Genomic DNA, 26,896 nt, shown 5'->3' with positions numbered 1-26,896 from the left:
GCCGCGCACCGCGCGGCAGGCCCCTTCCGTTCGGTGTGACTACCTGCCGAAGGCGTAGTTCATGAGCTTGGTGGCGTCCGACGTGCGCTGGGTGATCGACGTCGAGGCGAGGACCGTACCGATGACCGTCTTGCCGTTGCGGGTGGCGGCGAACACGAGGCAGTACTTCGCCTCGGGGCCCGAACCCGTCTTGATGCCGATGGTGCCGGAGTAGCCGGTCAGCAGCGGCTTGTTGGTGTTCTCCCACGTGTAGTAGCGGTAGCCGCCACTCGCGGTCGTCACCTTCTGCTTGGTGGACACGGTCTTGACGACCGCCTTGAACGTGGAGTTCTTCATGGCGCTGCTGGCGAGCTTCGTCAGGTCGCGCGGCGTCGAGTAGTTGTTGCCGTTGCCGATGCCGTCGAACGAGTCGAACTTCGAGTGCGTCATGCCGAGGCTGCGCGCGGTGGCGTTCATCTTGCCGATGAACGACTTCACGCGGGCGGCGCGCGTCGTGCCCGAGCCGAACTTGTCGGCGAGCGCGTAGGCGGCGTCGCAGCCGGAGGGGAGCATCAGACCGTAGAGCAGCTGACGGACGGTGACCTTGTCGCCGACGATCAGGTGGGCCGAGGAGGCGGTGTTGGCGACGATGTAGTCGCTGTAAGCCTTCTGGATCGTCACCTTGGAGTCGAGGTTCAGGTTCGCCTGGGACAGCACGACCTTGGCCGTGAGGATCTTCGTGGTGGAACCGGTGGACAGCGGCGTGTCCGCCTTCTTGTTGAAGAGGGTGGTGCCGGTCGCATTGTTCATCACGTAGCCGCCCTTGGCGGCGATCGTGGGCGTGGCAACGGCGCCCGCGGGTGCGGCGCCGAAGGCTCCGGCTGCCAGCACGGCGCCGGTCGTGAGGGTCACAGCGGCGGCCCTGCGGAAACGCGTGCCCTTAATGCCGGTAATCAAAATGAACGCTCCGTATGCGCGAAATGCCCGTGGGAGAACGGCACATGACGGTGCCGTCCCACGTTCAGACTCCTGGAGCCCGGGAAGGGATGCACGCCAAACGGATGAAATTCATGTGACCTGGGTTACAGGCGGGGCCTGTTGGGGTCCGCATGCTGAAACGCGCAGGGGCATGCGTACGTGTTGTATCTATGATGTGCCCATGCCTTCAGCCCCACCCGCGCCCGTGCGGCCCCCCGTCAAGCAGCCGCCGGCCGCCGACCGTGTCTACGCCCACGTCAAGGACGGTGTGCTGGAACGCCGCTACGAGGGCGGGGCCCTGCTCACCGAGGGCGAGCTCGCCGACGCCGTGGGCGTGTCCCGCACCCCGGTCCGCGAGGCGCTGCTCCGCCTGGAGGCCGAGGGGCTGATCAAGCTCTACCCGAAGAAGGGCGCGCTCGTCCTGCCGGTCTCCGCACAGGAGATCGCGGACGTGGTCGAGACCCGCCAGCTCGTGGAGGAGCACGCAGCGCGCAAGGCCGTACCGGCGTCGCCGCGGCTCCTGGCCCGGCTGGAGGAACTGCTCGAACGGCAGAAGGAGCAGGCCGCCGCCGGTGATCTGGCCGCCGCCGCCGTCACCGACCGCTGCTTCCACGCCGAGATCGTCCGCAGCGGCGGCAACGAGATCCTCTCCCGCCTCTACGACCAGCTCCGCGACCGGCAGCTGAGGATGGGGGTCGCCGTGATGCACGCCCACCCCGACCGGATCACCAAGACCCTCGTCGAGCACGAGCAGATCCTCGACGCGCTGCGCTCCGGTGACGCCGACGCGGTCGTCGGGCTCATCCACGGACACGTCAGCTGGTTCTCCAACCTGGCCCGGGGCGAGGTCCGATGAGCTCCCCCGCCTCCCTGCCCGGCGACCCGCCCGGCGGCCGGCGCGCGATCGCCGTCTGGGGCATCGGCGTCTCGGTCTACTTCGTCGCGGTCATCTTCCGTACGTCCCTGGGGGTGGCCGGGCTCGACGCGGCGGAACGCTTCCACGTGGGCGCCTCGGCCCTGTCCACCTTCTCCATCCTCCAGCTCCTCGTGTACGCGGGCATGCAGATACCCGTGGGCCTGCTGGTCGACCGGCTCGGCACCAAGAAGGTGCTGACCATCGGCGTCCTGCTGTTCACGGCCGGGCAGCTGGGCTTCGCGTTCTCCTCGTCGTACGGCATGGCCCTCGCCTCGCGCGCCCTGCTGGGCTGCGGCGACGCGATGACCTTCATCAGCGTGCTGCGGCTCGGCACCCGGTGGTTCCCCGCCCGGCGCGGACCGCTCGTGGCGCAGCTCGCGGGCCTGGTGGGCATGGCGGGCAACCTCGTCTCGACGCTGGTGATCGCCCGGCTGCTGCACGGGCTGGGCTGGACGACCGCGTTCGCGGGCAGTGCCGTCGCCGGTGTGGTCGTCCTCGTCCTGCTGCTGGCGTTCCTGGAGGACCACCCCGCGGGCCATGTGCCGGAGCCCTTCCCGCACCGGGGCTCCGCCTACGTCCGCCGGCAGATCGCCGCGGCCTGGCGGGAACCCGGCACCCGGCTGGGCCTGTGGGTGCACTTCACCACGCAGTTCCCGGCGATGGTGTTCCTGCTGCTGTGGGGGATGCCGTTCCTGGTCCAGGCACAGGGACTGACCCGGGCCACGGCCGGAGAGCTGCTGACGCTCGTCGTCCTGGCCAACATGGGCGCCGGGCTGGTCTACGGACAGATCGTCGCCCGGCATCACACCGCCCGGCTGCCGCTCGCGCTGGGCACGGTCGCGGCGACGGCGGTCGTGTGGGCGGGAGTGCTGGTGTACCCCGGCGAGCACGCGCCGATGTGGCTGCTGGTCCTGCTGTGCACGGTGCTCGGGTTCTGCGGGCCGGCCTCGATGCTCGGCTTCGACTTCGCGCGCCCGGCGAACCCGCCGGAGCGTCAGGGGACGGCGTCCGGGATCACCAACATGGGTGGTTTCGTCGCCTCGATGACGACACTCCTGGCCATCGGCATCCTGCTCGACGCCACCGGAGACAACTACCGGATCGCCTTCGCCTCCGTGTTCGTGCTCCAGGCGGCGGGGCTGAGTCAGATCTTCCGGCTGCGGAAGCAGGCGGCCCGCAGGGAGCGGGAGCGGCTGGTGGCGAGCCGGGTGGAGACGGTGCACGTACCGGCGTGACGGGTGGGGGGCACGCCGGGGCCCGGCGTCTGGCGCCTGTCACCCGCGCCGCGCGCCGACCGCCTGCCCGCCCCGGCCCATGGACCGGAGGATCGCCTGGTCATGGCCGCGCGAACCGCTCCACCGCCACCCACAGGGCGAACCGCATCGACCGCCCGGGACAGGGCGCACCGCCGCGACCGCTCGGGACGAGGTGCTCGTGACGGGGCGGACCGCCGTGTCACGTGACGACGCGGCGACCGCCCGGTCCGCCAGGGCGTGACGGCTACGGCGTGACGGCGAGGTTGCGCAGGATCGCCGCGGCCAGGTCGGGGTCGCCCTCGGACTTGATGCGGTCGGACACGGTGTCGGGGTGGACGCGGCCGCAGGCCAGCCGGACGAAGGTCTCCCAGTCGAGACCGAGGCTCACCGCGGGACCGAGGGAGGGCGCGCCGTCTATCGAGCCGCGCCCGTCGGCGCCGACCCGGACGGTACGCAGGAACTCGACGGGACCGTGCACGTCGAAGACGACCGCGGAGTTCGGCGGCGCACCCGCGTCCTTGGCGACGACCTTCGGCAGCGCGGCCAGCAGCTGGTCCCGTACGACCGCCGAACCGGGGGAGTCGAGGTTCCCCGGCCGGCCCAGCGTGTACCGCAGGTCCTGCTCGTGCACCCACACGTCGAAGGCGCGGTTGCGCATGGCCTGTTCGAGGGTGATCTCGGTGCCGAGCGGACCGCGCACCTTGGCGTCGGGCTGCCGCGACTCGTTCCGCAGCTGCCGGTTGCGGCGGATGACCGTGTACTCCAGTTCGGAGGTCATCTCCGGTGCCGTGTGGTGGCGGCGGACGTCGACCTGCATCTCCATGTACCGCTGGTGTTCGTTCGTCACGTGGTAGAGGTCGCGCGGAAGGGTGTGGATCGGCCGGGGGTCGCCGAGCATCTCGCAGTCCATCCCGATGACGTGCGAGACGATGTCACGGACCGACCAGCCGGGGCACGGAGTCCGCCGGTTCCACTCGCCCTCCACAAGCGGCTGCACCAGCTCGGATATCGCTTCGATCGAGTGGGCCCAGGCGTCGGCGTAGGACTGAAGACTCGGATGCAGACTCACGGAACGGGACCCCTCGGGCGGTTGGACGCGGGCAGTGCACAGGCAGCGGGTGTCTTGGGACGCTAAGTTACGCTGCTGTGAGGCACCCCGGCAGTGCTTTCGTGTGACGATCGTAGGCCCGTATCGACGGCTCGAATGCCAGGACGGTGGTAGTGTGCGCGCCTCGCTCCTCCAGATCGACGTAAACGAAGACGAATCGGTCGCTTCCCGCAGGCTTCGCGTCGCGGACCTGGTACGCGATCAAGCCGGAGCCGATCTCGTCGTGCTCCCCGAGCTGTGGACCACCGGCGCCTTCGCCTACGAGGGGTTCCGCGAGCACGCCGAACCGCTCGACGGGCCGACCCACGAGGCGATGAGCAAGGCGGCGGGCGACGCGGGCGTGTGGCTGCACGCCGGCTCGGTCCCCGAGCTCGCCACCACCGCGACCGGCTCCGGGGCCGACCTCTACAACACCTCCCTCGTCTACTCCCCCGCCGGCGAACTCGTCGCCGCCTACCGCAAGATCCACCGCTTCGGCTTCGACCAGGGCGAGGCCGTGCTGATGGGCGCGGGCACGGAACTGGTGACGGTGCCGCTGCCGGAGACCGTCCTCGGCCTGGCCACCTGCTACGACCTGCGGTTCCCCGAGCTCTTCCGCGGACTGATCGACGCGGGGGCGCAGACCCTCGTCCTCTCGGCCGGCTGGCCCGAACGGCGCCGGGCCCACTGGACGCTGCTCGCGCAGGCGCGCGCCGTCGAGAACCAGGCGTACGTCCTCGCCTGCGGAACGGCCGGTACGCACGCCGGAGTTCCCCAGGCCGGTCACTCGATCGTGGTCGACCCGTGGGGCGAGGTCCTCGCCGAGGCGGGTCCCGGCGAGGAGGTCCTCACCGTGGACTTCGACCCGGCGAGGGTCGCGGCGACCCGCGAGCAGTTCCCGGCCCTGAAGGACCGCCTGCTCGGCCTCGACACCCCCGCCCGCTGACCCCGCGGGGCGTCCCGCCGACCCCGGAGGGCGTCCCGGGGGCGCCCTCCCCGTGGCTCAGTCGTCTCCCCGTTCCTTCTCCGCGAGGTGGATCACGCACACCGCCACCGCGATCAGCAGCGCCGGATCGGCGTCCTCCCGTACGACGTCGACGCCGTAGGTGTCGCGCAGGTGGAGCCAGCGCCGGGAGATCTGGGCGAGGAGTTCGTTGTCGTAGTCGACGGCGAACTCGCGGTCGAGGATCTTGCCGCTGACGTCGAGCTCGGTGCCGTCGACGAGGGAGACGCGGTAGTGATTGCGGAGCAGGGACAGACGCTTGCGCTTGATGGTCGCGAGCGGATCGCCGTCCCGCTCGATGATCATCGTGTCGCGGAGCGCGAGCATCTTCTGGTGGATGTCGATCAGGACGCGTCCGCGGGTGTCCTTCAGCTGGAAGGTGTCCCGCAGCCGCATGGCCTTGCCGTCGACGAGGAAGACCTTGTTGCCGTGGTCGTCCTCGATCCAGTAGTCGTCACCGAAGCCGAGCAGCCGGTCGCGCACGAGGTATCTCATGCCGTCACCGGTTCCCCGGCGGGCGGTCCGAAACGCCGCCGGTAGGCCGACGGGCTGAGTCCGGTGGCCCGGCGCACCCGTACGCGCAGGTTCGCGGCGCTCCCCAGCCCGCTGCGCTCGGCCACCACGTCGAGCCGGACCTCGCCGCGCTCGATGAGCCGGCAGGCGAGGGCGACGCGCCCGGCCGTCAGCCAGGCCAGGGGTGTCGTGCCGAGCTGGGCGCGGAAGCGGCGGTGCAGGGTCGCCGGGCTGACCGCGGCGTGAGCGGCCAGGTCCGTGACCGTCAGCGGTCCGCCGAGCCGCTCCTGCGCCCAGGCCAGCAGCGGTGCCAGCGACACGTCGGGCACGTCGGGCAGCGGCTGCCGTACGAACTGGCGCTGGCCTCCGTCGCGGTGCGCGGTGAAGACCAGCCGCCGGGACACCGCGTCGGCGATCTCCGCGCCGTGGTCGCGCCGTACGAGATACAGCCCGAGATCGAGCGCCGCCGCGCTGCCCGCCGCCGTCAGCACGTCCCCCTCGTCGACGAACAGCACGTCCGGATCGAGCAGCACCTTCGGGTGCAGTTCCCGGAAGACGTCCGTCCAGCGCCAGTGGGTGGTGGCGCGCCGCCCGTCGAGCAGTCCGGCCTCGGCGAGCGCGAACGATCCGGTGCAGAAGCTCACCACCCGGGCCCCGCGGGCGTGGGCGCGCCGGACGGCGTCCAGGACCTCGGCCCGGCGGGGAACGACGTTGTCGGGGCGCCCGGGGACGACGAGGGTGTCGGCGTCCTCCACCGCGTCGAGGCCGGGGACCCCGCTCAGCGTGAAGAAGCCGTGGTTCATGCGGACACCGGGCGTCGGCGTGCACAGGGTCAGCTCGTAGAGCGGCTCCGGCCGCCCCAGTTCGGGCCGGGGAAGCCCGAACAGCTCGGTGGCGACGCCGACTTCGAAGGGGTTCGTGCCCTCGTCGACGATCACGACGACCCGCCGGGGCCGCCCCGCCTCGCGCGGGGAGGGCGGTGCGCACCCGCGTGCCGAGGACCGCGCGGGCTCCCGCTCTCCCAAGGGCGCCTGGGACACGGGGCGATGCGAGGATCCTTGCGGCATAAGCGATTTCTAGCACTCGCGGGGGTGCCGGGAGGCGCGGACGATGAACGCATGACCAGCACACCCGCCCACCGTGGCGAACCCGTCTCCCTCTCCGCCGCCCTCGCGTCCTTCGACGAGCTGTGGAGCCCCCGCATCGTCACCGCCGTGAACGACCACGACGTACGCGTCGCGAAGGTCGAGGGCGAGCACGTCTGGCACGTGCACGACCACACGGACGAGTTCTTCCTTGTCCTGGAGGGCGAGTTGACCATCGCGCTCAGGGAGCCGGCCGGCGAGCGGAGCGTCGTCCTGCCCACCGGGTCCGTCTTCACCGTCCCGCGCGGAACCGAGCACAAGCCGTCCGCCCCCACGGGAGCGTCGATCCTCCTCCTCGAACCCACCGGCACCCTCACCGTCGGCGACCGCCACGACGAACTCCCCACCCATGTCCACGCGACCACGGGGCACGCCCTGGAGGGGCGGCCGGACGTGGGGTGATCCAGGAGAGGTGAGCGTTCCCGCGGGGTGGCACCCTTGATCGTATGAACGCTGCTTCCCCCGCCCCGCGCCGTGTCCGTGTCCGTGCTCCCGAGCTCGTCGGAAAGGGCGGCTGGCTCAACACGGGAGGGAAGGACCTGAAGCTCGCCGACTTCCGGGGCCGTGTCCTGATCCTCGACTTCTGGACCTTCTGCTGCATCAACTGCCTGCACGTCCTGGACGAGTTGAGGGAGCTGGAGGAGAAGCACCGGGACACCGTCGTCATCGTCGGGGTGCACTCGCCGAAGTTCGTGCACGAGGCGGAGCACCAGGCGGTCGTCGACGCGGTGGAGCGTTACGGGGTGGAGCACCCGGTGCTCGACGACCCGGAGCTCGCGACCTGGAAGCAGTACGCCGTACGGGCCTGGCCGACGCTCGTGGTGATCGACCCCGAGGGGTACGTCGTCGCCCAGCACGCCGGTGAGGGGCATGCCCACGCCATCGAGCGGCTGGTCGAGGAGCTGGAGGCCGAGCACACGGCGAAGGGCACCCTGCGCCGTGGCGACGGACCGTACGTGGCGCCCGAACCCGAGCCGACCGTCCTGCGCTTCCCCGGCAAGGCGCTCGCTCTGCCGAACGGGAATCTGCTGGTCAGCGACACGACCCGGCATCAGCTGGTGGAGCTGGAGGAGGACGGCGAGACGGTCGTCCGGCGCATCGGCTCGGGCGTGCGGGGCTTCGCGGACGGCGCCGCCGAGAAGGCCGGGTTCAGCGAGCCGCAGGGACTCGCCCTGCTGGACGAGGGCGCGGTCGTCGTCGCCGACACCGTGAACCACGCGCTGCGCCGGGTCGATCTCGCGACCGGCGCGGTCTCCACCCTCGCGGGCACCGGCCGCCAGTGGTGGCAGGGTTCACCCACGTCGGGTCCGGCGCGGGAGATCGATCTGTCCTCGCCGTGGGACGTGGCCCTGTTCGGCGGGAAGGTCTGGATCGCCATGGCCGGGGTGCACCAGCTGTGGGCGTACGACCCGGCGACGGAGACCGTCGAGGTCACCGCGGGCACCACGAACGAGGGTCTGGTCGACGGGCCGGGGCCCGAGGCCTGGTTCGCGCAGCCGTCGGGACTCGCCGCGACCGCGGACCGGCTGTGGCTGGCGGACTCCGAGACCTCGGCGCTGCGCTGGGTCGACCCGGACGGCACCGTGCACACCGCGGTCGGCACCGGTCTCTTCGACTTCGGGCACCGCGACGGAGCAGCCGGACAGGCCCTGCTCCAGCACCCGTTGGGCGTCACCGCGCTGCCCGACGGGTCGGTCGCGGTCTGCGACACGTACAACCACGCGCTGCGCCGCTACGACCCGGCGACGGGCGAGGTGACCACGCTGGCCACGGATCTGCGGGAGCCGAGCGACGCCGTGCTCGTCGGCGACGACATCGTGGTGGTGGAGTCCGCCCGGCACCGGCTGACCCGGCTTCGGCTGCCGGAGGAGGCCGTCCGGGTCGAGTCGGTCGCCCACCGCACGCAGCGCGCGGCCACCGACGTCACCCCCGGGCCCGTCCGGCTGGACGTGATCTTCGAGGCGCCGGCCGGGCAGAAGCTGGACACCCGCTACGGGCCGTCCACCCGGCTCCTCGTGTCCGCCACTCCGCCCGAGCTGCTGCTCGCGGGCGAGGGCGCGGGCACCGATCTCTCCCGGACCGTCGAGCTGAACCCGGCCGTCCCGGAAGGCGTGCTACACGTGTCGGCGATGGCGGCGTCCTGCGACGACGACCCCGACAACGCTTACCCGGCCTGTCATGTGCACCAGCAGGACTGGGGGGTGCCGGTCCGCCTCACCGGGAGCGGTGCGGACCGGCTGCCCCTGGTCCTCGCGGGCATGGACGGCTGAGCGGTCTCAGACGCCGTAGCCGTCGGAGTAGCCGTCGCGGCGGTGCCGGTCGTCCTCGACGACCGTCGCCGCGGGCGGCACGACCACGCGCCGGCGCCGGGCGATGCTGCTGAAGGTGGTGACGCCGATCAGTCCGACGATCATGAGGATCACGCCGACCAGGTGGAGGTCGACCCCCTGCATGTGCCAGTCGGTCGCGAACGTGAGGATCGCCCCCGCGGCGATGAGAATGATGCATCCGCCCAGGCCCATGGGTGTCGTCTCCTTGTGATGGCAACTCCGAGTCGTTCCGGACCCGTTCCGGGTACCCGGGACCTCGCGGGCCATGCGGAGGCGGCGCTTCGCGTCGCGCGCCGCCTCTCGGGGCGGCGCGCGTCGGCTCATGTCGGCCTGGTCCTCGCGGACCGGGACTACGCCTCCAGGAACGCCACCAGAGCGTTCGTCAGGAGGTGTGGGTCGTCTGCGCCGCAGAGTTCGCGGGCGCTGTGCATGGAGAGGATGGCCACGCCGATGTCGACCGTTCTGATGCCGTGCCGGGCCGCCGTGATAGGGCCGATGGTGGTGCCGCAGGGCATGGCGTTGTTGGAGACGAAGGACTGGAAGGGCACGCCGGCCTTCTCGCAGGCGGCGGCGAACACGGAGCGGCCCGAACCGTCGGTGGCGTAGCGGTTGTTGACGTTCACCTTGAGGATGGGGCCGCCGTTGGCGCGGGGGTGGTGCGTCGGGTCGTGCCGCTCGGCGTAGTTGGGGTGCACGGCGTGGCCGGTGTCGCAGGAGAGACAGACGGTGCCGGCGAAGGCGCGAGCCCGGTCCTCGTACGAGCCGCCGCGGGCGAAGACAGAACGTTCCAGCACGCTGCCGAGCAGGGGTCCGTCGGCGCCGGTGTCGCTCTGGGAGCCGTTCTCCTCGTGGTCGAAGGCGGCGAGGACCGGGATGTACGACAGCCCGGAGTCGGCGGCGGCGACCGCGGCCAGCGCTGCCGTGGCCGCGTGCACGGAGAGCAGGTTGTCCATGCGCGGCCCGGCGAGCAGTTCGTTGTCGCGGCCCAGGTAGGCGGGCCGTTCGACGGAGTGGGTCATCAGGTCCCAGCCGGTGACCTCGCCCGCGGGCAGCCCCGACTCCTCCTCCAGGAAGGAGATCAGATCGCCCTCGCGGGCGTCGCCGAGTCCCCAGACGGGCTGGAGGTGGCGCTGCTTGTCGAGCTTGAGCCCGTCGCTGGTGACGGAACGGTCCAGGTGGATGGCCAGTTGCGGCACGCGCAGCAGGGGGCGGTCGATGTTGACCAGCCGGGTCGAGCCGTCCCGGAGCGACAGGCGTCCGGCCAGGCCGAGGTCCCGGTCGAGCCAGGAGTTCAGCAGCGGTCCGCCGTAGATCTCCACGGCGATCTGCCGCCAGCCGTGCGCCCCGGTGTCGGGGAGCGGCTTGACCCGCAGGTTCGGGGAGTCGGTGTGCGCGCCGATGATCCGGAACGGCGTGTGCGCCTCGGCACCCTTCGGCACGTACCAGGCGATGATCGCCCCGCCGCGCAGGACGTACTTCCCGCCGCTGGTCCCTTCCCACGCGTCGGTCTCGGCGACCTGACGGAATCCGGCCTTCTCCAGCCGCTCGGCGGCGGTCGCCACGGCGTGGTACGGCGTCGGGCTCACCGCGAGGAAGGACATGAGGTCGTCGGTGTGGCCGCGGTCGAAGCGGGTGGGTGCACTCATGGGTTCACCTTAACGACGCACGAGGGCCCGCTCCCGGGGTTGGGAACGGGCCCTCGTAAGGGGGATGTGAAGGGTGGACACCTTGGGACACCTGAGCGCACGAACAGGTGCGGGAGGGCGTCCGCCGGGCCGTGGAGGCGGGGCTAGAAGGCGGCCTCGTCCAGTTCCATCAGGTCCAGGTCGACGCCCTCGGCGAGCTTGCGCGCGCCGGTGACGCCGGGGAGGACGTTGGCGGCGAAGAACTTCGCGGCCGCGATCTTGCCGGTGTAGAACGCCTTGTCCCGGGCGGAGGCGGTCGCGAGCTTCTCCGCGGCGACGGCGGCACCGCGCAGCAGCAGGTAGCCGACGACCACGTCACCGGAGGCCATCAGGAGGCGGGTGGTGTTGAGCCCCACCTTGTAGATGTTCTTGACGTCCTGCTCGGTCGCGGCGAGGTCGGTCAGCATCAGGCCGACGATGGCCTCCAGCTCGACGGCGGCCTTGGCGAGCTGCTCGCGGGCGGCGGACAGCTCCTCGCCGCCGGTGCCGAGCGCCAGGAACTTCTTGATGTCCTCGGCGAGGGAGTTCAGCGCGGCGCCCTGGTTGCGGACGATCTTCCGGAAGAAGTAGTCCTGGCCCTGGATCGCGGTGGTGCCCTCGTACAGCGTGTCGATCTTGGCGTCGCGGATGTACTGCTCGATCGGGTACTCCTGGAGGAAGCCCGAGCCGCCGAAGATCTGGAGCGACTGGGCGAGCAGCTCGTAGCCCTTCTCGGAGCCGTAGCCCTTGACGATCGGCAGGAGGAGGTCGTTCAGGGCCTCGGCGGCGGCGGTGTCCTCGCCGGCGGCCTCCAGGACCTGGATGTCGTCCTGGATCGCGGCGGTGTGCAGGACCAGGGCGCGCATGCCCTCGGCGTACGCCTTCTGCGTCATGAGCGAGCGGCGCACGTCCGGGTGGTGCGTGATGGTGACCTTGGGCGCGGCCTTGTCCATGAAGTCGGCCAGGTCGGTGCCCTGGACGCGCTCCTTGGCGTACTCCAGGGCGTTCAGGTAGCCGGTGGACAGCGTGGAGATGGCCTTCGTGCCGACCATCATGCGGGCGAACTCGATGATGCGGAACATCTGGCGGATGCCGTCGTGCTTGTCGCCGATCAGCCAGCCCTTGGCGGGGTGGCGGTCGCCGAAGGTCATCTCGCAGGTGTTGGAGGCCTTGAGGCCCATCTTGTGCTCGACGTTCGTCGCGTACACGCCGTTGCGCTCGCCCAGCTCGCCGGTCTCGAAGTCGAACTCGTACTTCGGGACGAGGAAGAGGGACAGGCCCTTGGTGCCGGGGCCGTGGCCCTCGGGGCGGGCGAGGACGTAGTGGAGGATGTTCTCCTCCATGTCGTGCTCACCGGAGGTGATGAAGCGCTTCACGCCCTCGATGTGCCAGGAGCCGTCGTCCTGCTGGATCGCCTTGGTGCGGCCGGCGCCCACGTCGGAGCCGGCGTCCGGCTCGGTGAGGACCATGGTGGAGCCCCAGCGCTTCTCGACGGCCATCGTGGCGATGTGCTTCTGGACGTCGTTGCCCTCCTCGTAGAGGATGCCCGCGAACGCGGGGCCCGAGGAGTACATCCACACGGCCGGGTTCGCGCCGAGGATCAGTTCCGCGTACGCCCAGATCAGGGAGCGGGGCGCGGTGGAGCCGCCGATCTCCTCGGGCACGCCGAGACGCCAGTACTCGGAGTCCATGAACGCCTTGTACGACTTCTTGAAGGAAGCCGGGACCGGCGCGGTGTTGGTCTCCGGGTCGAAGACCGGGGGGTTGCGGTCGGCGTCCGCGAAGGACTCGGCCAGCTCGTTCTCCGAGAGGCGGGTCAGCTCCTCGAGGATGCTCTTGGCGGTGTCCGTGTCCATCTCCGCGAACGGGCCGGTGCCGTACAGCTTGTCGCGCCCGAGCACCTCGAAGAGGTTGAACTCGATGTCGCGGAGATTCGACTTGTAGTGCCCCATGGCGACGGCTCCGTAAGGGATCGGCGAGGCACTGACTCCTCGCATCTGGTTCACGTACCAACAAGTAGCTTCGATAATGCTACCCGCCAGTAATAAGAAGCAACCCCGAGTCGGCCATATGTGGCCCACTACTCTTTGACGCATGTACGGCTACGAGCAGAACGCAGGCGCCCAGCAGGGGTACGTCCCGCCGCAGCAGCAGATGCCCGGCCAGATGCCGGACGGGCAGATGGCCGGCGGGTACGGCCAGCAGCAGCCCCTGTACCCGGAGCCGTCCCCGCCGTCCCTGCCGGACGCGGTCCGCGCCTTCACCACGGGCGCCATGGCGGCCGAGGACTTCCAGCAGGTCTTCGCCACCTCCAAGGTCTACTGCCCGCGCGGTGACAACCCGGGATTCCTGGCGCTGCACAACACCCAGCAGCCCGTCATCCCCATGTTCACCTCGCTCAAGGAACTGCGCAGGTACGCGGGCAAGGAGTCCAAGTACTTCGTGATCACCGGGGCCGAGGTGATCGACCTGCTGCCCACCGGCTACGGCTTCGTCATCGACATGGAGGGCAAGCACCGGATGGTCTTCGACGCGAAGGCCGTGGAGCAGATGGTCGACTTCGCCATGCGCCGTATGTACGGCTGACCGTGCGTGCGCGGCCGGTGGTCCGCCGTGGGTGCCGCCGGCGCCCCGGTGTCCGCCCGGCCGGACGCCTCTCGAACCCGTGACGCCCGGAGGGAATGCCCTCCGGGCGTCCGTCGTTACGAGTGACAGAAAGTTCAACTCTCAACTAAACTCGAAGCACAAGGAGGTACCGACATGCCCGCAGTGACTGTCGAGAACCCGCTGGCCCTGCCCCGTGTGGCCGCGCCCGCCGACGCGGTGGAGCGTCCCGTGCTGACCGTGACGACCGCGCCCAGCGGCTTCGAGGGCGAGGGTTTCCCGGTCCGCCGCGCGTTCGCCGGGATCAACTACCGGCATCTCGACCCGTTCATCATGATGGACCAGATGGGTGAGGTGGAGTACGCGCCGGGCGAGCCCAAGGGCACCCCCTGGCACCCGCACCGCGGCTTCGAGACCGTGACCTACATCATCGACGGGATCTTCGACCACCAGGACTCCAACGGTGGCGGCGGCACGATCACCGACGGCGACACCCAGTGGATGACGGCCGGCTCCGGCCTGCTCCACATCGAGGCGCCGCCGGAGCACCTGGTGGTGTCGGGCGGCCTCTTCCACGGGCTCCAGCTGTGGGTGAACCTGCCGGCCAAGGACAAGATGATGGCCCCCAGGTACCAGGACATCCGGGGCGGCACCGTGCAGCTGCTCAGCACCCCGGACGGCGGCGCGCTGCTGCGCGTCATCGCCGGTGAGCTCGACGGCCACCAGGGACCGGGCATCACGCACACCCCGATCAGCATGGTCCACGCCACGATCCGGCCGGGCGCCGAGATCACCCTGCCGTGGCGCGAGGACTTCAACGGCCTCGCCTACGTGCTCGCCGGACGCGGCAGCGTGGGCGCGGACCGCCGGCCGGTCCACACCGGCCAGACCGCCGTCTTCGGCGCGGGTTCCTCGCTGACCGTCCGGGCGGACGAGAAGCAGGACTCCAACACGCCCGACCTGGAGGTCGTGCTGCTCGGCGGGCAGCCGATCCGCGAGCCCATGGCCCACTACGGCCCGTTCGTGATGAACACCCGCGACGAGCTCCAGCAGGCCTTCGAGGACTTCCAGAAGGGCCGCCTGGGCACGATCCCGGCGGTGCACGGGATGTCCGAGGGCGGACCGCGGTCCTAGGACCCGCCGCCGTGCTCCGGAGGCGAACCCTCCGTCGCGCCCAGGGCGGTCCCGCCGTCGCGCCGAAGTGAAGCCCCGTCCGCCGAGCGGACGGGGCTTCCCCCGTTCGGGCTTCCCCGGGAGCAGCCCGGGCTGACGCATGGTCAGCTGGCAGGGTGCAGCTACTCCCCGAGGGTGCCCGGCGGCTGGCGGCCTGGTGTGTCGTGATCCTCCTCGCCGCCGGGGTCGGATGGGTGGGGATCCAGCTGTGCGCGGAGTTCCGTACGGCGGTGGTGCCGGTGCTGCTCGCCCTGCTCGGGACGGCGCTGCTCGGGCCGCTGTACCGGCGGATGGTCAGGGCACGGCTCAACCGCTCGCTGGCCGCCGCCCTGACCTGCGTCGCGGTGGCCGTCGTGGTCGGCGGTGCCGTCTACGTCGTCGTCGCCGCGCTCATCCACACCGGCGCCCAGATCGTGTCCTCGCTGCGGCAGGCCTCGCGTTCCGTCGCCGAGCACTTCGGCGCGGCGGGCACCTCCCTCGACGACCTCGCCGCCAACTCCAAGGACCTGCTGGCCAAGTTCGGCGGCACGGCCGCGTCCAACGTCGTCAGCGGTGTCAGCGTCGTGGCCGAGACCCTCGCCATGGGCTTCCTCGCCCTGCTGCTCGTGTTCTTCTTCCTGCGCGACTCCCACCGGGTGGCGGGATCACTGCGCTCGCTCGCGCCCCGGGGCACCGCCGACGTCGTCGAGGCCATGGCCCGGCGCGCCTACGGGGCCGTCGAGGGGTTCATGCGCGGGACGACGATCATCGCGCTCATCGACGCCGTCTGCATCACCGTCGGACTGCTGGTCCTGCGCGTCCCGGGCGCGGTCGGGCTCGGCGCGCTGGTCTTCGTGGGGGCGTACATCCCGTATCTCGGCGCGTTCATCTCCGGCACGGTGGCCGTCCTGGTCGCCCTCGCGGACCGGGGTTTCGTCATCGCCCTGTGGACGCTCGGGCTCGTGCTCGCCATCCAGATGCTGGAGGGGTACGGCCTCCAGCCGATGATCCAGAGCCGGCAGGTGCAGATGCACCCGGCGGTGGTGCTGCTCGCCATCACGGCGGGAGCCTCCGTGGCGGGCGTCCTCGGCATGCTGCTCGCCGTCCCGCTGACGGCGGCGGCCTTCGGCATCGTGCACGAGCTGCGGGTGCGCTACGCCCCGGAGGGGCCGCCGGAGCCGTCCCCGGAGGCGTAGCCCCCGGGGTCCGGGGCGGGTCCGCCGGGGTCCGGGGCGGGTCCGCCGGGGTCCGGGGCGGGTCCGCCGGGGTCCGGGGCGGGTCGCCCGGAGTCCGGACCGGGTCGCCCGGAGTCCAGGCCGGGTCCGCCGGGGTCCGGGCCGGGTCCGCCGGAGTCCAGGCCGGCTCCGCCGGGGCCCGTCCTCGGTTCGTCCGGGTCCGGGTTCGGTGTCCCCGTGTACGCCTCCCACGCGTCTAGCAGCGCGGAGTCGTCCGTGGTCTCGTCCGCCTCCTTGTCCGGCGACTCGGAGAACTCGAACCAGATGCTCTTGCCCTGGCCCCGCGGGTCCACCCCCCAGGCGTCCGCGAGCATCTCGACGAGCAGGAGTCCGCGCCCGGACGACGCCAGCTCCCCCGGGTGGCGCCGGTGCGGCAGGTCGTCGCTGGCGTCGGTGACCTCGACCCGCATCCGCCGCTCGCCCGGCTCGCCCGCCACCTCGGCGACGAGCAGCGCGTTGGCGTCGGTGTGAACGAGGACGTTGGTGATCATCTCGGAGACGAGCAGGACCGCGGAGTCGATCTGGTCGGCCGAGGCCCAGTCGTGCAGGAGCTCCCGCAGCTGCTGACGGGCGTCCCCGATCCGCTCCGACTCGTCCTGCGCCACGGTCAGCATCGTGCGGCGGACGGGCGGCCCCACGGCCGGGGCGGTGGCGCCGCCCGCGCTCTCCAGGGGCAGCCGGGACAGCAGCAGCACCGCTATGTCGTCCTCGCGCCGGTCGGCCAGGGGGCCGGTCGTGTGATGCGAGGAGGGTCCGTGTACGGCCTGGACGAGGGCGTCGGCGAGCGTCTCCATGTCGCCGTCGTGGGATTCGAGGATCCGGCGGATACGGCGCCAGCCGGTGTCGAGGTCGTGCCCGCCGGTCTCGATGAGCCCGTCGGTGCAGATCAGCATGGTCTCGCCGGGCTCCAGGACGAGCCGGGTCGTGGGGTAGTCGGCGTCCGGGTCGATGCCGAGCGGCAGCCCGCCCGCCGTGGGCCGCATCAGCACGGTCCCGTCCATCATCCGGATCGCGGGGTCGGGATGGCCCGCCCGGGCGATGTCCAGCGTCCCCGTCTCCGGGTCGACCTCGACGTACAGACAGGTCGCGAAGCGCACGTCGGCGGGGTCCGCAGGCTCCTCGTTCGCGTCGGCGCCGCCGCTCGACCCGTACGTCACCGACTCGGTGACCCCGTAGAGGAAACGCCCCGCCCGTGACAGCACCGCGTCGGGGCGGTGGCCCTCGGCGGCGTAGGCGCGCAGGGCGATCCTGAGCTGGCCCATCAGACCCGCCGCCCGGACGTCGTGGCCCTGCACGTCACCGAGGACCAGGGCGTACCGTCCGGCCGGCAGCGGGATCACGTCGTACCAGTCGCCGCCGACCTGGAGGCCGCCGCCGGTCGGGACGTAGCGCGCGGCGACGCTCATGCCCGGCATCCGCGGGCCGAGCGTCGGCATCATCGAGCGCTGGAGGCCGTCCGTCAGCTCCCGCGCTGTCTCGGCGGCCCCGGCGCGGGAGAGGGCCTGGGCGAGCATGCGGGCCACGGTGGTGAGGACCGAGCGCTCGTCGGGCGTGAAGGTGACGGGATAGGTGAAGGCCGCCATCCAGGTGCCCATGGTGCTGCCGGCGACCGTGAGCGGCAGGAAGGCCCAGGACTGCCGTCCGAAGTGCCGGGCGAGCGGCCAGGACGCCGGATAGCGGTTCCTGTAGTCGTCGGGGGAGGAGAGATAGACCGCCCGGCCCGTGCGCACGACCTCCGCAGCCGGATAGTCCGTGGCCAGCGACATGTGCGAGAAGGGGTCCTCGTCGCCCGGCTGGTGTCCGTGGTGGCCGATGATCGTCAGCCGGTCGCCCTCCGCGCCGAAGACGGCCAGCCCGTCGGGCGAGAAGCCGGGCATCGACAGTCCCGCCGCGACCCGCAGCACCTCGGCCGTGGACCGCGCCTCGGCCAGCGCCCGTCCCGCGTCCAGCAGGAACGCCTCCCGCGAGCGGCGCCAGTCCCCGGTGACAGGGGTGCGCGCGGCGGCGTCCGGGGGCTGCTCGGTGACCTCCTGAAGGGTGCCGATCAGCTCGTACTCCCCGGTCTCGGGGTCGACGAGCGGCTTGGAGCGGCTGCGGACCGTGCGCAGCACCCGGCCGTGCTCGTCCATGATCCGCATCCGGGCCTCGGCGAGCGTGCCCTCGGCGACCGCGAGCTGCACCACCCCGTCCATCTCGTTCCAGTCGACGGGGTGGACACGGGAGCGCGCGCCCGCCTCGGTGAGGGTCGTCAGCTCCGCGGGCATGCCGATCAGCCGTGCGGCCTCCGCGTCGAAGGTGACCTGTCCCGAGGCGTTGTCCCAGCGCCACACGCCGGTGGCGACAGTGGACAGGACGTCCCCCACGGCGGGCAGGGGCTCACCAGTGCGCATGCGCCCACTGTAGGAACAGGTGATCGGTGACTGCCACCGATGCCCGCCACCGCGCGGAGCGCCTAATGAGGGGGAGGTGGCCTGGGCTGCCCGGTACCCTGGGGGTGTTTCACGTGAAACAGGCCCCCTATCCGCGAAGACTGGATGAACCTCGATGCATCGGTACAGGTCCCACACCTGCGGCGAGCTCCGCGCCTCTGACGTCGGCAGCGACGTCCGGCTGAGCGGCTGGCTGCACAATCGCCGAGACCTGGGCGGCATCCTCTTCATCGATCTGCGCGACCACTACGGCATCACGCAGCTCGTCGCCCGCCCCGGCACCCCCGCCTACGAGACCCTGGACAAGGTCACGAAGGAGTCGACCGTCCGCGTCGACGGCAAGGTCGTCTCGCGCGGCACGGAGAACGTGAACGCGGACCTGCCCACCGGTGAGGTCGAGGTCGAGGTGAGCGAGGTCGAGCTGCTCGGCGCCGCCCAGCCGCTGCCCTTCACGATCAACGCCGAGGACGGTGTCAACGAGGAGCGCCGCCTGGAGTACCGCTTCCTCGACCTGCGCCGTGAGCGCATGCACCGCAACATCCTGCTGCGTACGGCCGTGATCTCCGCGATCCGCCACAAGATGACGGCGCTGGGCTTCAACGAGATGGCCACCCCGATCCTCAGCGCCACCTCCCCCGAGGGCGCGCGCGACTTCGTGGTCCCCTCCCGGCTGAACCCCGGCAAGTTCTACGCGCTGCCGCAGGCTCCGCAGCAGTTCAAGCAGCTGCTGATGATCTCCGGCTTCGACCGCTACTTCCAGATCGCGCCCTGCTTCCGCGACGAGGACGCCCGCGCGGACCGTTCGCCGGGCGAGTTCTACCAGCTCGACGTGGAGATGTCCTTCGTCGAGCAGGAGGACGTCTTCCAGCCGATCGAGAAGCTCATGACGGAGCTGTTCGAGGAGTTCGGCGGTGACCGTCACGTCACCTCGCCGTTCCCGCGCATCCCGTTCCGCGAGTCGATGCTGAAGTACGGCTCCGACAAGCCGGACCTGCGGGCCCAGCTGGAGCTCGTCGACATCACCGACATCTTCGAGGGCTCGGAGTTCAAGGCCTTCGCGGGCAAGCACGTGCGCGCGCTGCCGGTGCCGGACGTGTCCGGCCAGACGCGGAAGTTCTTCGACGGCCTCGGCGACTACGCGGTCGAGCACGGTGCGAAGGGCCTGGCCTGGGTGCGCGTGGGCGAGGACGGTGCGCTGACCGGCCCGATCGCCAAGTTCCTCACCGAGGACAACGTCGCCGAGCTGACCAAGCGCCTCTCCCTGGCCGCCGGTCACGCGGTGTTCTTCGGCGCGGGCGAGTTCGACGAGGTCTCGAAGATCATGGGCGCGGTGCGGGTCGAGGCCGCCAAGCGCTCGGGCAACTTCGAGGAGAACGTCTTCCGCTTCTGCTGGATCGTCGACTTCCCGATGTACGAGAAGGACGAGGACACCGGGAAGATCGACTTCTCGCACAACCCGTTCTCGATGCCGCAGGGCGGTCTGGAGGCCCTGGAGACCCAGGACCCGCTGGACATCCTCGGCTGGCAGTACGACATCGTCTGCAACGGTGTCGAGCTGTCCTCCGGCGCGATCCGCAACCACGAGCCCGAGATCATGCTCAAGGCGTTCGAGATCGCGGGCTACGACCGTGAGACGGTCGAGGAGCAGTTCGCGGGCATGCTGCGCGCCTTCCGCTTCGGCGCCCCGCCGCACGGCGGGATCGCCCCGGGCGTCGACCGCATCGTCATGCTGCTCGCGGACGAGCCGAACATCCGCGAGACGATCGCGTTCCCGCTCAACGGCAACGCGCAGGACCTGATGATGGGCGCGCCCACGGAGCTGGACGAGAGCCGGCTGCGCGAGCTGCACCTCTCGGTCCGCAAGCCCCAGCCGAAGTAGGCGGGCCGCAGGACCCAGGCGGACGGATTACACGGAAGTGGCCCGGAACCAGCGATGGTTCCGGGCCATTCTCGTGCGGCGGGTGAAAACACAGCCCGCACCCATGTGACTGACAGGTCGGCTCCCTACGGTCCCGCGCATGACTGACAACCAGGAACCGACGTACGAAGGGAACATGACCCGGCGCAGGGTCGTCGTCGCGGGAGGGATGGCCGTGGCGGCCGTGGGCGCGGGCGGCGCGGCCGCGGCGAACGCGTTCGCGGGCACGCGGGACGAGGCGACGGCCGCGCCCGGTGCGGAGACCTGTTACCCGCTGACCTCGGAAGCTGTTGAGGGCCCCTACTACATCGACGCGGACAAGATCCGCCGGAACATCACCGAGGACCAGGCGGGCATCCCCCTGAGCCTCGGACTCAGGGTGATCGACGCCGAGACCTGCGAACCGGTCAGGAACGCGGCGGTCGACATCTGGCACTGCTCGGCGCTCGGTGTGTACTCCGGCTACGAGGCGATGGGCAGCGGCGGTGGCGGGGGCGGCGGCCCGTCGGGCGGCCCCACCGACGTCCCGACCGGCACACCGACCGGCACACCGACCGGCACACCGACCGGCACCCCCACCGGTGAACCCCCGTCCGGTCCCCCTCCCGGCGGTGGCGGCGGGCACGCCGAGCCCACCGACGACAAGCGGTATCTGCGCGGCACCTGGAGAACCGACCGGCACGGCCGCGTCACCTTCAGAACGGTCTTCCCCGGCTGGTACCAGGGCCGCTGTGTCCACATCCATGTGAAGGTGCACGTGGACGGCACCTGGACCGAAGCGGGCTACGAGGGCGGCCACACCTGCCACACGGGCCAGCTCTTCTTCTCCGAGAAGGCGGTCCTGGCATCGGCGGAGGTCGCGCCCTACTCCACGAGCACGGTCACCCGGACGACGCTGGACGAGGACACGATCTACCCCGGCAACGGGCACGAGGGAGGGCTCTTGTACCTGGCGTACGACAAGCGGCACATCGCCCGGGGCGTCCACGCCCGGCTGACGCTGGGCGTCGTCCCGGACGAGACCGACGGCAGCGCCTCCGCCGGTCCGAGCCCGTCGGCCACGTCGTTCTGAATCAGGTGTCGTACGTGCCGTCCCACGGTTCGGAGAAACCGAGTCCGTCCGGGTACAGCTCGGCCCAGCCCTCGCCCTCGTCCACGCCCGTCAGCAGACCGAACCGGACGCCGTCGACGGTGATCTGGAACGGCCGTATGGCGATGTCGGTGTACGAGCGCCGGGGCAGACTGCGGAGCAGCTTCGCGAGGTGGACGCGGGCGCGGGAGAGCACCGAGAACTCGCCGGCCGGGGTTCGCTGCTGGTCGGCCCAGGTGCCGGCGCACCAGATCTCCGAGTCCTGGTAACGGCCCTCGGCGTCGAAGGTGTGGAGCACTGTGTACAGACGTTTGTGCTCTTCCCAGCCGTCGTCGGGACGGAACCCGTCGGGGAAGGCGTACGTGATCGACGCCAGGAACTGACCGTCCGCGTACCGGCCGATGGTCTCGGTGCGGTGCTTCGGTTCGTAGGCGATCGGAATGACCTCGGGGACTGCCACCATGGCGGAAACCATACGGGTGACCGGGGGGTTCGTGGAGCCGGGGTCCATTACGGATCGGCGGCATCGGGCAGAGAGCCGCTTTCCCGGCTCTTTGCCGGGTCTTCACCCCCCTCTCACCCGGTCCCGGGCGACGGAAAGGGGGCACGGACGGGTCGTCCGTGCCCCCTTTTCCGGCCGGGAGGCCTCAGGAGAGCGACCGGTATCCGCCCCAGCCGCCGGCGATCTTCGTGCGGGAGCCGAACGAACCGCGGCCGTCGCCGTTGTTGCGGTACAGGTTGCCTGCGGTGTCCCGGGAGACCAGGTCGGCTCTGCCGTCGTCGGTGATGTCACCGACGCCGACGACGGCGTTGTAGGCGCCGCCCCAGTCGCCGAACACCTTCACCCGGGCGGCGAAGGTTCCGTTCCCCTTGCCGTCGTAGCGGTAGAGGGTGTTGGACGTGTCCTGGACGAGCAGGTCGCCGATGCCGTCGCCGTTGAGGTCACCGGCCCCGACGATCTTCTTGTAGCCCTTCCAGGCGTCGTAGAGCTTCACGCGGGCCGACAGCGTGCCCGTGCTCGTCCCCTTGAAGAGGTAGACGGTCCCGGTGGACGCGACGCGCGCGATCAGGTCGGGCCGGCCGTCGCCGCTCACGTCGCCGGGCGAGGTCAGGACGTCGTACGGGGTCCAGCCGCTGCTCGCGAGCGTGGTGTACGACGTCTTCGGGGTGAGGGCCGCCCCGCAGCGCGGCTTGTAGAGACGCAGGGCCCCGCTGCTCAGCCGGACGAGGACGTCGTTGCAGCGGTCGCCGCTCAGGTCCCCGAACGGCACGGCCTTGATGCCGGTGGCCCAGCCGGAGCCGCTGATCTTCTCGCCGAACTTCCCGGTGCCGGTGCCCGACTGGAAGGTCAGGCCGCCGGACGAGTTCAGGGTGAGGAGATCGCCGCGGCCGTCGGGCCCGTCCGGGCTGGAGAAGTCGTGCCGTACGGGCGAGCCGCCCTGGAGGAAGCCCTCCCCGCTCGCCACGGTGACCGCCGAGGAGGTGCCGGTGCCGGTGGCCTTGAGCACCCAGGTGAACCACCCGTTGGGGAAGCGGGCGTTGTCGGCCGTCGTGCCGTACCAGTCCGTCCCCACCGAGACGGTGGAAGCGCCCCCGGTGACCGTGCGGGTGGCCTTGCCCTTCGCGCCGCTCTGGACGGAGGCGAAGGTGACCGACCAGGAGGTGACGGGGCGGGAGAGCAGCCAGGAGCCCTGGAAGGGCATGCCCCCGCCGACGTAGGACGGAGTCTCGCTCCCGAAGAGCGTCACGGCCGACGGCGTGACGCCGGTCCTGGCGATGTGCGTCCGCTCGTACAGATCGGTCCAGGCCACCAGGCCCGTGTACTCGTCCACGGTCCACTTGAAGCGGCGGTCCACGGCGAGGCCGGTGTCGGCGAGGTCGGTCGCGAGGACGCGGTCGGTGCCGGTCGCCGCGTCCGTCAGCACCAGGGTGCCCGCCGCGCGGTCGTGGCGGACGGTGAAGCCGTCGCCGAGCAGCACGTCGCCGCCGGTCACCGCACGCGAGGTGGCCGCCTTGGTGTCGTACACGCCGGCCGAGCCGTCGCCGCAGGTCCAGTACACCCAGCGGCCCGCCGCCTGGAGCTCGCCCGGCACGCAGGCCATGCCCGGGACCGTCACCGTCGCGAGGGTCCTGTTCCCGGTCAGGCTGTACGAGGTGAGCCTGCCCGTGGTGGAGGCGCTCCACAGGGTGGAGCCGTTGAGGGCGGCGGCGCGCACGGAGCGCTTCAGCTTCTGACCCTGGCCGAACTCGCCGACGTACTGCTCCGGGGCGGTGCCCCCGGAGTCGTAGACCGCGTAGTTGTCCGAGACGTCGACGATGTGGCCGCCCGTCGTGCCGAACTCCAGGGTCCAGTCCGAGGAGCCGTCCAGCATGGCGACCAGCCGGTCCTTGCCGGTCAGCCCGGTGCCGGTGGTGCCGAGGAAGGCGTCCCGCGGGTCGTCGCCGAGGTTGCCCCAGAGCATCGAGCAGGCCGTGCCCGGGTACGGGCAGCGGGTGAGCACCCTGTCCCCGGCCTCCGGCGCGGAGGCGGTGAGCTGCCCGCCGGCCACGGCGAGCGTGCGCCGCGAGGTGGTGTCCATGGTGCTGCTCGGGTCGTCCTCGGCCACGCGCAGGGAGCCCCGGCTGAGCGCGAGACCGGTCTTGGCGTTCTCCGTCGCCGGGACCTGGGCCAGCCGCTCCAGGCCGGGCGTGCCGTCCGCGGCCACGGCGAACCGCCGTACCCACCAGTCGCTCGCGTCGGTGCCGCCGGTGACGAGGGCGGTGCCGCCGGACGCGCCGACGACGTACGCCCCCGCCTTGGCCGCCAGGGTGAGCGAGGAGCCGTCCAGGAGCGAGTCCGCCCGCAGCGCGCTGGTGCCGGTACCGGTGTGCAGCGGGAGCAGCAGCCGGTCGCCGGAGAGCACGGGTGCGCCGTCGAGCTGGGCACCGGGCCCGGGCAGGTCGATGACCTGTTCGTCGGCGGCGGGGTCGGTGCGGGGTTTGACGTGCAGGTCGCCGCTCGCCGGGTCGTACCAGCCGATCCGGTCGTCACCGAGGACGGTGTACGGCCGGGCGCTCATGCCGGAGAAGGCCTTGGTGGCGGTGGCCGTCGCCAGGTCGAGGTAGTACAGGTAACCGTCGACCTTGAACAGCACGCCGTGCGCGTCGGCGGCCGTGACGGCACCCGAGGTGATCCGCATCCGGTCGGGCGTGAGGGCGCGGGAGCGCCAGGTGCCGTCGACGAGGTCGTGCACGGCGTACTCGGTGAGGACCGTCCGTCCGGCGAGCCCCCGGTACGCCTCCGTGGAGGTGAACGACGAGGTCGTCCGGGTCGCCGGGTCCCACAGGGCGACGGAGCCGGCCGACGGCAGCGCGACCAGGTCGGCGTCGCTGCCGTACCAGGCGGTCGGGCAGGTCGACGAGCCGAGGTTCGCGCAGACACCCGTGGGCGCGTACACGCCGTCGGCGGTCCTGAGGACGGTGCTGGTGCCGTCGGCGTAGTCCGTCCACAGCAGCCCGGTGATCCCGCTCTGCCGGTGCAGGAAGCCGCTCGCGCCGGCCACCAGCGGGCGGTCGGCGCGCGGCTGCGTGCCGGCGGGATCGGTCAGGGTGATCTCGGAGGTGGACCCGGCCGGTGGGGCCGGGTCCGCCGAGGCGCCGTTCTGCGGCAGAACGGCAAGGGTCGCGGCCGCCACGGCGACCGCGAAGGAGGAGACGGCCGCGGCAAGGCCGCGCCGTCTCGGGGCGTGTCTGCCCACGTGCGTCATCCCTCCCCGCGAGGGCACGCGCCCTCGCCAAGTGAGCGGACTTTACCAGCCCTTTCCCTTCCCTTGACGGGTGGGTGGGCCGGTGCGCACGGGGGTCGGGTCAGCCCTGCTCGCCGCCGAAGCGCTCCTTGTACGACTCCAGGTCCTCGTCCGTGATCTTGGCGAAGAGGACCGGGGGAACGGTGAAGGGGGTTCCGGCCGGGAGGAAGGCCAGCGCGCCGGCCTCCTCCGCGGTCACCCAGGCCGCCGTGTCGTCCGCGAGGGCGAAGGCCGAGCGCATCGCGCGGGCGGACGCCGGGATGAAGGGCTCCGAGACCACCGAGTAGAGGTGGATCAGGTTCATCGCCGTGCGGAGCGTCAGGGCCGCGCCCTCGGGGCTGGTCTTGATCTCCAGCCAGGGGGCCTTCTCCTCCAGGTAGGAGTTGCCCGCGGACCACAGGGCGCGCAGCGCGGCGGCCGCCTTGCGGAACTGGAGGGCCTCCATCTGGGACTCGTACTCCGCGAGCAGGCCCGCGATCTCGACGCCCAGCCTCGCCTCGGCCTCGCCGGCCTCCGCACCCGCGGGGACCTCCTCGCCGAAGCGCTTCTTGGAGAAGGACAGGACGCGGTTGACGAAGTTGCCGAGGGTGTCGGCCAGGTCCTTGTTCACCGTGGTGGTGAAGTGCTCCCAGGTGAACGAGGAGTCGTCCGACTCGGGGGCGTTGGCGATGAGGAAGTAGCGCCAGTAGTCGGCGGGCAGGATGGCCAGCGCCTGGTCCGTGAAGACACCGCGCTTCTGGGACGTGGAGAACTTCCCGCCGTAGTACGTCAGCCAGTTGAAGGCCTTGACGTAGTCGACCTTCTTCCACGGCTCGCGCACGCCCAGCTCGGTGGCCGGGAACATCACGGTGTGGAAGGGGACGTTGTCCTTGGCCATGAACTGCGTGTAGCGGACCGGGTTCTCGCCGGAGTCCGCGTCGTACCACCAGGACTTCCAGTCGCGGTTCTCGGTGTCCTGGTCGGACCACTCCTTGGTCGCCCCGATGTACTCGATCGGAGCGTCGAACCAGACGTAGAAGACCTTGCCCTCGGCCGCCAGCTCGGGCCAGGTGTCGGCCGGGACGGGGACGCCCCAGTCGAGGTCACGGGTGATCGCGCGGTCGTGCAGGCCCTCGGTCAGCCACTTGCGGGCGATGGAGGAGGCGAGCTGCGGCCACTCGGACTCGTGCCGGGCCACCCACTCCTCGACCTCGTGCTGGAGCTTGGACTGGAGCAGGAACAGGTGCTTCGTCTCGCGGACCTCCAGGTCCGTCGAGCCGGAGATCGCCGAACGCGGGTCGATCAGGTCCGTGGGGTCGAGGACGCGCGTGCAGTTCTCGCACTGGTCGCCGCGGGCCTTGTCGTAGCCGCAGTGCGGGCACGTGCCCTCGACGTAGCGGTCCGGGAGGAAGCGGCCGTCGGCGGGCGAGTACACCTGACGGATCGCGCGCTCCTCGATGAAGCCGTTCTCGTTCAGGCGGCGCGCGAAGTGCTGGGTGATGTCGCGGTTCTCCGCGCTGGAGCTGCGGCCGAAGTAGTCGAAGGCCAGCTCGAAGCCGTCGTACACGGCCTTCTGCGCGTCGTGCGCCTGCGCGCAGAACTCGTCGACCGGCAGGCCGCGCTCCTTGGCCGCCAGCTCGGCGGGGGTGCCGTGCTCGTCCGTCGCGCAGATGTACAGGACGTCGTGGCCGCGCTGGCGGAGGTACCGGGAGTACACGTCCGCCGGGAGCATGGACCCCACCATGTTGCCCAGGTGCTTGATCCCGTTGATGTACGGAAGGGCGCTGGTGATGAGGTGTCGAGCCATCGCGGGCTGCTCCCAGGTCGCTGCGT

21 protein-coding genes are annotated in these 26,896 nt (G+C 71.2%); 10 read left to right on the top strand and 11 right to left on the bottom strand.

The features are described from left to right. Positions 1-39: 39 nt before the first annotated feature. Positions 40-936, bottom strand: coding sequence for a D-alanyl-D-alanine carboxypeptidase family protein (locus ACFWI4_RS23685; protein WP_385397429.1), 897 nt, complete (start codon positions 934-936; stop codon positions 40-42). 202 nt (positions 937-1,138) lie between these two features. Here ACFWI4_RS23685 and ACFWI4_RS23680 point away from each other — a divergent pair, with 202 nt between their 5' ends. Further along, the gene (locus ACFWI4_RS23680; RefSeq protein WP_387199493.1) at positions 1,139-1,813 is read left to right on the top strand and encodes a GntR family transcriptional regulator; all 675 of its coding nucleotides are present in this window, start codon (positions 1,139-1,141) and stop codon (positions 1,811-1,813) included. Then, a complete protein-coding gene (locus tag ACFWI4_RS23675; protein ID WP_387199490.1) occupies positions 1,810-3,108 on the top strand; it encodes a nitrate/nitrite transporter in 1,299 nt (432 codons plus the stop codon). Before ACFWI4_RS23680 ends, ACFWI4_RS23675 begins: the two co-directional genes overlap by 4 nt. 265 nt (positions 3,109-3,373) lie before the next feature. On the opposite strand, the gene ACFWI4_RS23670 is transcribed toward ACFWI4_RS23675, so the two are convergent. Continuing rightward, positions 3,374-4,198 (bottom strand): maleylpyruvate isomerase family mycothiol-dependent enzyme, encoded by an 825-nt coding sequence (locus ACFWI4_RS23670; RefSeq protein WP_385397423.1) that lies wholly within the window; start codon positions 4,196-4,198, stop codon positions 3,374-3,376. A 154-nt stretch (positions 4,199-4,352) separates the two neighbouring features. On the opposite strand from ACFWI4_RS23670, the gene ACFWI4_RS23665 reads away from it, so the two are divergent. Next, positions 4,353-5,162 carry a carbon-nitrogen family hydrolase gene (locus ACFWI4_RS23665; RefSeq protein ID WP_387199487.1) on the top strand — a complete coding sequence of 270 codons (810 nt, stop codon included), beginning with the start codon at positions 4,353-4,355 and terminating at the stop codon, positions 5,160-5,162. Between the two features lie 57 nt (positions 5,163-5,219). Here the strand turns inward: ACFWI4_RS23665 and ACFWI4_RS23660 are convergent, their stop codons facing one another. Then, positions 5,220-5,714: an LURP-one-related/scramblase family protein gene (locus tag ACFWI4_RS23660; RefSeq protein ID WP_261706493.1), complete on the bottom strand. Its 495-nt coding sequence runs from the start codon at positions 5,712-5,714 to the stop codon at positions 5,220-5,222. Further along, entirely contained in the window at positions 5,711-6,799 is a 1,089-nt protein-coding gene (locus ACFWI4_RS23655; RefSeq protein WP_387199484.1) for a GlxA family transcriptional regulator, read from the bottom strand. The genes ACFWI4_RS23660 and ACFWI4_RS23655 overlap by 4 nt, the downstream gene beginning before the upstream one ends. A gap of 51 nt (positions 6,800-6,850) precedes the next feature. Between ACFWI4_RS23655 and ACFWI4_RS23650 the strand changes: the two genes are divergently transcribed. After that, a complete protein-coding gene (locus tag ACFWI4_RS23650; protein ID WP_387199481.1) occupies positions 6,851-7,279 on the top strand; it encodes a cupin domain-containing protein in 429 nt (142 codons plus the stop codon). A gap of 44 nt (positions 7,280-7,323) precedes the next feature. Then, positions 7,324-9,147 carry an NHL domain-containing thioredoxin family protein gene (locus tag ACFWI4_RS23645; RefSeq protein WP_387199478.1) on the top strand — a complete coding sequence of 608 codons (1,824 nt, stop codon included), beginning with the start codon at positions 7,324-7,326 and terminating at the stop codon, positions 9,145-9,147. Positions 9,148-9,153: 6 nt separating this feature from the next. On the opposite strand, the gene ACFWI4_RS23640 is transcribed toward ACFWI4_RS23645, so the two are convergent. The 3 genes from ACFWI4_RS23640 to ACFWI4_RS23630 all read right to left on the bottom strand — a co-directional run bounded on the left by ACFWI4_RS23640 (position 9,154) and on the right by ACFWI4_RS23630 (position 12,823). Continuing rightward, positions 9,154-9,399, bottom strand: coding sequence for a DUF6458 family protein (locus ACFWI4_RS23640; RefSeq protein ID WP_339130515.1), 246 nt, complete (start codon positions 9,397-9,399; stop codon positions 9,154-9,156). Between the two features lie 158 nt (positions 9,400-9,557). After that, positions 9,558-10,853 (bottom strand): M18 family aminopeptidase, encoded by a 1,296-nt coding sequence (locus ACFWI4_RS23635; RefSeq protein ID WP_385397413.1) that lies wholly within the window; start codon positions 10,851-10,853, stop codon positions 9,558-9,560. A 143-nt stretch (positions 10,854-10,996) separates the two neighbouring features. Continuing rightward, a complete protein-coding gene (locus ACFWI4_RS23630; RefSeq protein ID WP_387199474.1) occupies positions 10,997-12,823 on the bottom strand; it encodes an acyl-CoA dehydrogenase in 1,827 nt (608 codons plus the stop codon). Positions 12,824-12,965: 142 nt separating this feature from the next. On the opposite strand from ACFWI4_RS23630, the gene ACFWI4_RS23625 reads away from it, so the two are divergent. The 3 genes from ACFWI4_RS23625 (at position 12,966) to ACFWI4_RS23615 (ending at position 15,823) form a co-directional block, all read left to right on the top strand. Then, positions 12,966-13,457, top strand: a complete 492-nt coding sequence (locus ACFWI4_RS23625; protein ID WP_385397409.1) for an SseB family protein — start codon at positions 12,966-12,968, stop codon at positions 13,455-13,457. 174 nt (positions 13,458-13,631) lie between these two features. Beyond that, the gene (locus tag ACFWI4_RS23620; protein ID WP_385397407.1) at positions 13,632-14,609 is read left to right on the top strand and encodes a pirin family protein; all 978 of its coding nucleotides are present in this window, start codon (positions 13,632-13,634) and stop codon (positions 14,607-14,609) included. A 155-nt stretch (positions 14,610-14,764) separates the two neighbouring features. Continuing rightward, positions 14,765-15,823 (top strand): AI-2E family transporter, encoded by a 1,059-nt coding sequence (locus ACFWI4_RS23615; RefSeq protein ID WP_387199471.1) that lies wholly within the window; start codon positions 14,765-14,767, stop codon positions 15,821-15,823. Here the strand turns inward: ACFWI4_RS23615 and ACFWI4_RS23610 are convergent. After that, complete coding sequence (locus ACFWI4_RS23610) at positions 15,781-18,252, bottom strand: SpoIIE family protein phosphatase (protein WP_387199468.1); 2,472 nt, start codon at positions 18,250-18,252, stop codon at positions 15,781-15,783. The genes ACFWI4_RS23615 and ACFWI4_RS23610 overlap by 43 nt on opposite strands. A gap of 154 nt (positions 18,253-18,406) precedes the next feature. Here ACFWI4_RS23610 and aspS point away from each other — a divergent pair, with 154 nt between their 5' ends. Further along, a complete protein-coding gene (gene aspS, locus ACFWI4_RS23605; protein WP_387199465.1) occupies positions 18,407-20,170 on the top strand; it encodes an aspartate--tRNA ligase in 1,764 nt (587 codons plus the stop codon). Between the two features lie 139 nt (positions 20,171-20,309). Continuing rightward, positions 20,310-21,281: an intradiol ring-cleavage dioxygenase gene (locus ACFWI4_RS23600; protein ID WP_387199462.1), complete on the top strand. Its 972-nt coding sequence runs from the start codon at positions 20,310-20,312 to the stop codon at positions 21,279-21,281. Position 21,282: 1 nt separating this feature from the next. Here ACFWI4_RS23600 and ACFWI4_RS23595 read toward each other — a convergent pair whose 3' ends face one another. The 3 genes from ACFWI4_RS23595 to metG form a co-directional block, all read right to left on the bottom strand. Then, the gene (locus ACFWI4_RS23595) at positions 21,283-21,759 is read right to left on the bottom strand and encodes a hypothetical protein (protein ID WP_387199509.1); all 477 of its coding nucleotides are present in this window, start codon (positions 21,757-21,759) and stop codon (positions 21,283-21,285) included. A gap of 187 nt (positions 21,760-21,946) precedes the next feature. Beyond that, positions 21,947-25,036 (bottom strand): FG-GAP repeat domain-containing protein, encoded by a 3,090-nt coding sequence (locus ACFWI4_RS23590; protein ID WP_387199459.1) that lies wholly within the window; start codon positions 25,034-25,036, stop codon positions 21,947-21,949. A gap of 109 nt (positions 25,037-25,145) precedes the next feature. Then, the gene (metG, locus tag ACFWI4_RS23585; protein ID WP_387199456.1) at positions 25,146-26,870 is read right to left on the bottom strand and encodes a methionine--tRNA ligase; all 1,725 of its coding nucleotides are present in this window, start codon (positions 26,868-26,870) and stop codon (positions 25,146-25,148) included. Positions 26,871-26,896 lie beyond the last annotated feature (26 nt).

The sequence above is a fragment of the Streptomyces sp. NPDC127038 genome (assembly GCF_042725875.1).
In the GTDB taxonomy this organism is placed as follows: domain Bacteria; phylum Actinomycetota; class Actinomycetes; order Streptomycetales; family Streptomycetaceae; genus Streptomyces.
Note: the sequence above shows the minus strand (reverse complement) of the source record. Positions and strands in the feature narration are given on the sequence as shown.